Annotated in this window: 9 protein-coding genes; 5 read left to right on the forward strand and 4 right to left on the reverse strand. The window is 61.1% G+C overall.

The window, feature by feature from the left end:
• The first annotated feature begins 9 nt into the window (after positions 1 to 9).
• From J2Z75_RS23545 to J2Z75_RS23565, 5 genes are all read left to right on the forward strand, one after another.
• Positions 10 to 960, forward strand: coding sequence for a heme/hemin ABC transporter substrate-binding protein (locus J2Z75_RS23545; protein WP_209855296.1), 951 nt, complete (start codon positions 10 to 12; stop codon positions 958 to 960).
• The gene (locus J2Z75_RS23550; RefSeq protein WP_209855298.1) at positions 947 to 2,071 is read left to right on the forward strand and encodes a FecCD family ABC transporter permease; all 1,125 of its coding nucleotides are present in this window, start codon (positions 947 to 949) and stop codon (positions 2,069 to 2,071) included. The genes J2Z75_RS23545 and J2Z75_RS23550 overlap by 14 nt, the downstream gene beginning before the upstream one ends.
• A 3-nt stretch (positions 2,072 to 2,074) precedes the next feature.
• Positions 2,075 to 2,863 (forward strand): heme ABC transporter ATP-binding protein, encoded by a 789-nt coding sequence (locus J2Z75_RS23555; RefSeq protein ID WP_209855300.1) that lies wholly within the window; start codon positions 2,075 to 2,077, stop codon positions 2,861 to 2,863.
• Positions 2,864 to 3,016: 153 nt separating this feature from the next.
• Positions 3,017 to 3,403 carry a DUF883 family protein gene (locus J2Z75_RS23560; RefSeq protein WP_209855302.1) on the forward strand — a complete coding sequence of 129 codons (387 nt, stop codon included), beginning with the start codon at positions 3,017 to 3,019 and terminating at the stop codon, positions 3,401 to 3,403.
• Between the two features lie 109 nt (positions 3,404 to 3,512).
• A complete protein-coding gene (locus J2Z75_RS23565; RefSeq protein WP_209855304.1) occupies positions 3,513 to 3,944 on the forward strand; it encodes a hypothetical protein in 432 nt (143 codons plus the stop codon).
• A gap of 19 nt (positions 3,945 to 3,963) precedes the next feature.
• Here J2Z75_RS23565 and J2Z75_RS23570 read toward each other — a convergent pair whose 3' ends face one another.
• The 4 genes from J2Z75_RS23570 to J2Z75_RS23585 all read right to left on the reverse strand — a co-directional run.
• Positions 3,964 to 5,469 carry a sensor histidine kinase gene (locus tag J2Z75_RS23570; RefSeq protein ID WP_209855306.1) on the reverse strand — a complete coding sequence of 502 codons (1,506 nt, stop codon included), beginning with the start codon at positions 5,467 to 5,469 and terminating at the stop codon, positions 3,964 to 3,966.
• A gap of 190 nt (positions 5,470 to 5,659) precedes the next feature.
• Positions 5,660 to 6,214 carry an RNA polymerase sigma factor gene (locus J2Z75_RS23575; RefSeq protein WP_209855308.1) on the reverse strand — a complete coding sequence of 185 codons (555 nt, stop codon included), beginning with the start codon at positions 6,212 to 6,214 and terminating at the stop codon, positions 5,660 to 5,662.
• Between the two features lie 8 nt (positions 6,215 to 6,222).
• Entirely contained in the window at positions 6,223 to 6,417 is a 195-nt protein-coding gene (locus J2Z75_RS23580) for a NepR family anti-sigma factor (RefSeq protein ID WP_209855311.1), read from the reverse strand.
• 4 nt (positions 6,418 to 6,421) lie between these two features.
• A partial coding sequence (locus tag J2Z75_RS23585) for a hypothetical protein (protein ID WP_209855313.1) occupies positions 6,422 to 6,605 on the reverse strand: 184 nt, incomplete at its 5' end.

Here is a 6,605-nt window from a genome sequence, read left to right on the forward strand (position 1 = left end):
GAGCCGATCATGAAGACCTCCTATGATTTCCGCCGGCTGCGTTCCTGGGAACTGGCTCTGGCGATCTTCGCGGTGTCCACCCCCTTCGTCCTGCCGGTTGCCCTTCCGGACGGTCCGTCCTTCGTGCGTGCGGCCGTCGCCCAGGAAATGCAGAAGGCGGACACCTCCCGGCTGGTCTCCGTCGGCGGCGCCATTACCGAGATCGTTTACGCGCTCGGCGAAGAAGGCAAGCTGGTCGGCCGCGACTCGACCAGCGTCTATCCGGAGGCAGCCAACAAGCTTCCTGATGTCGGCTATATGCGGCAATTGTCGCCGGAGGGCGTGATCGCCATCAACCCCAGCGCCATCATCGCCGTCGAAGGCAGCGGTCCGCCGGAGACGCTCAACGTTCTCAAGGACGCAAAAATCCCGTTCCAGACGGTTTCGGAGAAGTTCGACCGCGACGGCATTCTTGAGAAGATCCGCACAGTCGGTGATTTCCTCGGCGTGCCGGAAAAGGCGGCGGCCCTCTCCGATCAGGTCAAGGCTGATCTCGACGCGGCGGTGGCCGATGCCGCCAAGCGTCCCGAGAGCGAACGCAAGCGCGTGATCTTCATCCTGAGTACGCAGGGCGGAAAGATCATGGCGTCCGGCACCGGCACCGCGGCCGATGGCATCATCACGCTCTCCGGCGCCGTCAACGCCACGGGCAGCTTCCCCGGCTACAAGCCGCTGACCGACGAAGCGATCATTGAGGCCAAGCCCGATGTCGTCCTGATGATGAGCCGCAGCGGCGGCCATGCGGCGACCGATGACGAACTCTTCGCCCATCCGGCCCTCAGCCTGACGCCCGCAGAAAAGACCAAGGCGGTGATCCGCATGGACGGCCTGTATCTGCTCGGCTTCGGTCCGCGCACGGCAAGCACGGTGCGCGAACTCAACACGGCGATCTACGGAAAAAAACCGAATGCCTCGCAGTGAAATGGCCGCCGGTGACGGCCCGCTGCGGTCGTTTGCGGCGCGCTTGAAGTCCGACTGGCATATGGGCGACCGGTCGCGGCTGGCGCAACTGCTGATCCTTGTGCTCATCGCGATCGCCGTTTTGATGTTTGTTGCCTCCATCATGACCGGGGCGGCCGACGCTTCGCTCGGCAACGTACTGCGCTGGCTCTTCGGCGTGGAAGGGGCGGAGCAGGCGTTGAGCGTGCGCGACCGTATCATCATCCTCGACATCCGCCTGCCCCGCGCCGTCATGGGGCTGCTGGTCGGTGCCTCGCTTGCAGTATCCGGCACCATCATGCAGGGCCTCTTTCGCAATCCGCTCGCCGACCCGGCGCTCGTCGGCATATCCTCCGGCGCCAGCCTGGGCGCCGTGCTGACGATCGTGCTCGGCAACTCCCTTTTCGGCCCGCTCTTTGCCGTCTTCGGCTTCTATGCACTGCCGGTCGCCGCGTTCCTCGGCTGCCTCTTCACGACAATAGTGCTGTACCGGATCGCGACACGCAGCGGCCAGACCTCGGTCGCGACGATGCTGCTTGCGGGCATAGCGCTCGCCGCACTTGCCAACGCCGTGACCGGCGTCCTCATCTTCATCGCCGACGACAAGCAGTTGCGCGACCTGACCTTCTGGGGCCTCGGATCGCTCGCCGGAGCAAACTGGACGAAGATACTCTCCACCGCGCCGATCGTCCTGGTTTCTCTCGCCGTCGTGCCGTTTCTGGCGCGTGGCCTCAATGCCCTGACGCTCGGTGAAGCAGCGGCCTTCCACATGGGTATTCCGGTTCAGAGGCTGAAGAACATCGCCATCGTCAGCGTCGCCGCATTGACCGGCGCTTCCGTCGCCGTCAGCGGTGGTATCGGTTTCGTCGGCATCGTCGTGCCGCATGTGCTGCGGATGATCATCGGCCCGGATCACCGTTATCTCCTGCCTGCATCCGCCCTGCTTGGCGGCACGCTGCTGATCTTCGCCGATATGATCGCCCGTACCATCGTTCCGCCGGCGGAATTGCCGATCGGCATCATCACCGCTTTCGCGGGGGCCCCTTTCTTCCTGTGGATCCTGCTCCGCGGGCGCTCCCATATGGGGCTTTAGACCATGATCAAGGCCAGCAATCTCTCCGTCCGGCTTTCCGGAAAACAGGTGCTGCACGGCGTCAGCATCGAGGCCGCCGCCGGACAGCTGACGGCAATCGTCGGCCCCAACGGCTCCGGCAAGACCACCAGCCTCAAGGCGATTGCCGGCGAACTCGCCTATGACGGCACCGTCAGCATCAACGGCCACGATATTTCGGTGCTGAAACCCTGGGAACTGGCACTGAAGCGCGCCGTGCTGCCGCAGTCTACCATTATCTCCTTTCCCTTCACCGTGCGCGAAATCGTCCGCATGGGGCTCTCGGTCGGCGCCAAGGCAGACGCTGGAGAAACGGATCGCATCGCCCGGGACGCCTTGGAAGCCGTCGACCTGTCCGGCTTTGCCGGCCGCTTCTATCAGGAGCTTTCCGGAGGCGAGCAGCAGCGTGTCCAGCTTGCCCGCGCACTCTGTCAGATTTGGGAACCGGTCCGGCACGGCGAACCCGCGTTCCTGTTACTGGACGAGCCTGTCTCCAGTCTCGACATCCGCCACCAGCTGACCATCATGCGGCTTGCCCGGAATTTCTGCGAACGCGGCGGCGGCGTCATCGCCATCATGCACGACCTCAATCTGACGGCGATGTTTGCCGACAGAATGATCATGATGAAGACCGGGCGTGTTCACACTGCGGGGCATCCGAACGAAGTGATGACGGACGCCGTCATGGAAGCGGTCTTCGGTTGCGCCATGCGGGTCAACGCCACACCTGTCGGCAGCGTCCCTTTCGTTTTGCCGCACACCGCACTGGGTTGAACCAGCGGCCCTCGCCTTCGGAATGGAACCAAATACAACGTTGCGCGTTGATGTTGCGAACCGCTGACACGTTGATCATTTCACAAGTCGGTACGAACGCACACCGGGGCCAGCCGTGAAACCGCGGTCCCGCCGCACATAGGAGTTTTCACCATGGCAACAGGTCTCTTTTCAGGTTCCAGCGCAAAGAAGCGCCTCGTTGACGCGACCATCGAAGATCAGATCAGCGAGATTCGCGACGAGATCGCATCGCTCGCAAAGCTCCTTTCGCAGCGCGGCACCGAAGCCTCGAAGAGCGTGCGCACCAGAGCTGCCGAAGCCTCCAGCGACGTTCGGGCAAGAGCCCATGATGCACGCGACAGCGCGGAGGCTGGCCTGCAGGACCTTTTAGAAAATGGCGAAGCGCTGTTTGCCGAGCTGCGCAGCCGCTATGCCGTGACCGAGAAACAAGTGCGCCACACGGTGCGCGAGCATCCCGTTGCAACCTTAGGGGCGGCCGCTGCCCTCGGTCTTCTCGTCGCAGCTCTTATCCGCCGCTAAGCGATCCTGATAAGGGCGGCAGCGATCGAACCACTGCCGCGTAGCGAGACCGGAGACAAGATGATTGTCATCCGGTCTTTTTGTCCTCTTCTGCCTTCTGGAGAAAAAAATGGGTCCTTTGGCCACAATGCTTTCGGCTCTCGTGGTGACGGACGTCGGCGTCACGGTGTCGCGCTACAAGCGCAACGGAGCCCTGTGGCTTGTTGCATCGCTGTTTTTCTTGACCGCCTACATTTTCGCGCTCGTGGCTGGCGCCATCTACCTGAGTGCCGTGTATACGCCAGTCCAGGCCATGATTATCCTTGCCGTCGTTTCGCTGGTCATCGGAGTTGTCGTCATCGGCATCATGTATGCGCTGAATGCGCGGGATCAACGCATTGCCGCCGAAAAGCGTCGCCGGTCGCAGGCGCAGACCACCTTTGCCATTGCCACGGCGCTCACCCTTTTCCGCAGGCAGCCGCTCCTGGCGGCCGGTCTTGCCGTTGGCGTTGGCACAGTGCTTGGTTTGATGCGAAAGTCGGGCGACAGCAATCGTTCCTGAAACGCTCGGGGAAAAGTCCTCAAAGCGGCAGGCGGACGATCGCCGTCAATCCTGCCCGCAAATATTCGACCTTCACCGAGCTGCCCATCACCTTGTCGAGGCTTCGCTCGATCAGGATAGATCCAAAACCGCGCCGCGTCGGCTCATCGACGGGCGGACCGCCAACCTCCGTCCATGTCATATGCAGAACGCGATGGCCATCTTCATCGACACCGCGCGCGGTCAATACCACCTTGCCGCCAGGAACCGACAGCGATCCATATTTCGCGGCATTGGTCGCCAGTTCGTGCAGAACCAGCCCGAGGCCGACGGCCTGATCCGGGCCGAGCAGAATCTCGTCCTTGTGGATTTCGACCTGCTTTTCATAGTCACGCACATGCGGCGCCAGTTGTTTGGCGAGCAGCGCGGAAAGGCGGATCTCGCCCCATTCGTGATCCGATAGCAGCCCATGCGCTTCGGAAATCGCCTGAAGCCTGCCGGCAAACGCCGTCATGAATTCCTGTGGATCGCTTGTCCGTCGCAGCGTCTGGCGGGCCAATGACTGCAGCATCGCAAGCGTGTTCTTGACCCGATGGTTGAGTTCGCGCAGAAGCAAACGGGTCCGCTGGGCCGCCCCCTGTTCTTCGGTCACGTCGATGTTGATTCCGAGAAAAAGCGTCGGCTTGCCTCGTGCGTCACGTTCATGCACGCGGCCACGTCCGAGCAGCCAGCGTCCTGTAGACGCCACCCGGAAAGTTCCGTCATACTCTTCATCCTGCGCCATCGCGGAACGCAGCTTCGAAAGCGTTGCTGCGCGGTCGTCATGATGAATGGCACTAAAAATATCTCTGGCATGGACGCTCTTTGTCGGCGCCATGCCGAACATGCGCAGCATCGGCTGGTTGCATGAAACCTTGCCGGAGCGGACATCCCAAAGCCAGCTGCCGACATTGGCCGCATCCAGCGCCATGGCGTGCCGCTGTTCCTCTCGGGAAAGGGCGGCTTCCTTCAGCGCACGCTGATGCGCCTCGTGCTTCAACTTGAAGAGCGAGGAGGCTATACGCGACAGTCTCTGCAATTGCGTCACGAGCAGCGGAGCCAGATCGAGGCGCGGCTTGACATCGAAAACACAGATCGTGCCCACCGGCTGCTCGTCGATGACCAGCGGAACGCCTGCATAAAACCGTAGAAACGGTGCACCCACGACACGCGGCTGGCGGGCAAACCGAGGATCGGCAGCCGCATCTGCGACAATCAGCGCCTCATCGGAAGACCCGGCTATCGTATGCATGCAAAACGACTCCGCCGAAGGCGCATGCTTCTCATCGGTCCCGACAGCTGCCTTGAACCATTGATGCTTGGCGTCCACAAGTGTCACCAACGCCACCGGAGCATCGAAAAGACTGGCAGCGATCTCGGCAAGGTCGCGAAAATCGGCATCCGGCTCGGCCATATCCGGGACGACTGAATGCAGGACACCAAGCCGCTGGGCCGATGTCAGCGTCGCGGTGGCCGCTGTCTGCGGATCGTTATTTTTTCTGGTCATGAATTTCCACACCCAGCCCCGGACGCCGTCACTGTCTGGAACCCGCTGCATCCCCCTTGCAGCGTACCTGTCGCAGTTTCTGCACGATTGTGACCAGCGACGCAATCATACCCTGACGGCATGATGTCCCGCGGGAAGAAACATCCTCCAAATCTCGAAACAACAGTTGCGGGACATCGAAAATTTACTATCAGGACACGAAAGCCCGCGACGTGATCGGCGCAGATGTTGCGTCAGGACCATATTCGTTTTCGCCGGTGATCTGCAGTATATCCTGAAGTCTCTGGCGGGCGCGATTGACGCGGCTCTTGATCGTCCCGAGCGCGCAGCCGCAGATTTCCGCTGCTTCTTCGTAGGAAAACCCGGACGCGCCGACCAGAATGATCGCCTCCCTCTGGTCGGGCGGCAATGTTTCGAGAGCGCGCTTGAAATCCTGGAGATCGAGCGATCCATACTGTGCCGGATGCTGGGCAAGCGACTCGGTGAAATAGCCGTCGCTGTCTTGAACCTCACGGCCGCGCTTGCGCATCTGGCTATAGAGTTCGTTGCGCAGGATGGTGAATAGCCACGCCTTCATGTTCGTGCCCATCTCGAAATGGTCCTGCTTGGCCCACGCCTTCATGATGGTATCCTGAACGAGATCGTCGGCCCGGTCGTGCCGGCCAATCAACGACATGGCAAAGGCGCGCAGGCTGGGAAGGGCTGCGAGCATCTCACGCTTGAAACTGGGTTCCTCAGACGTCATGCCACCGCTCATTCTGCCACATCCGCCATCGACTGGCGTTCGACCGCATCGAGTTTCTCTAGCAGGTCGAGGAACCGGTCCGGAATGGCTTCTTCCTGTACAGAAAGATAGAGTGCGCGGAGCTTCGTTGCAATCTGCGCGTTTGGATTGTCGGCACGCACAGACATTGCAGCCTCGCGCCCTGCCCCAGTTTTGTAGGTCATAAAGTCAAAATACCTTCAGAAGTTCATCTGGCTGCATAATGCGCCGCGAAAAAATTTGTTCCATGGAAAGGAACCTTTTTTTCGCATCGCGTTTCCCCGCTGTCATGGCCATCACATCGGCCAGATTGAGGGAGTTCATATATGTCACTTTCCACCCGGATCGCCCCGTTCCTGCCCTATTTGCGCAG

The organism is Rhizobium herbae (assembly GCF_017873135.1).
GTDB lineage: Bacteria > Pseudomonadota > Alphaproteobacteria > Rhizobiales > Rhizobiaceae > Pararhizobium > Pararhizobium herbae.

What these genes read in the sequence shown, in the direction of transcription:
- J2Z75_RS23545 (WP_209855296.1), top strand. Translation starts at nt 10, where the DNA reads ATGAAGACCTCCTATGATTTCCGCCGGCTGCGTTCCTGGGAACTGGCT.
- J2Z75_RS23550 (WP_209855298.1), top strand. Translation starts at nt 947, where the DNA reads ATGCCTCGCAGTGAAATGGCCGCCGGTGACGGCCCGCTGCGGTCGTTT.
- J2Z75_RS23555 (WP_209855300.1), top strand. Translation starts at nt 2,075, where the DNA reads ATGATCAAGGCCAGCAATCTCTCCGTCCGGCTTTCCGGAAAACAGGTG.
- J2Z75_RS23560 (WP_209855302.1), top strand. Translation starts at nt 3,017, where the DNA reads ATGGCAACAGGTCTCTTTTCAGGTTCCAGCGCAAAGAAGCGCCTCGTT.
- J2Z75_RS23565 (WP_209855304.1), top strand. Translation starts at nt 3,513, where the DNA reads ATGGGTCCTTTGGCCACAATGCTTTCGGCTCTCGTGGTGACGGACGTC.
- J2Z75_RS23570 (WP_209855306.1), bottom strand. Translation starts at nt 5,469, where the DNA reads ATGACCAGAAAAAATAACGATCCGCAGACAGCGGCCACCGCGACGCTG.
- J2Z75_RS23575 (WP_209855308.1), bottom strand. Translation starts at nt 6,214, where the DNA reads ATGACGTCTGAGGAACCCAGTTTCAAGCGTGAGATGCTCGCAGCCCTT.
- J2Z75_RS23580 (WP_209855311.1), bottom strand. Translation starts at nt 6,417, where the DNA reads ATGACCTACAAAACTGGGGCAGGGCGCGAGGCTGCAATGTCTGTGCGT.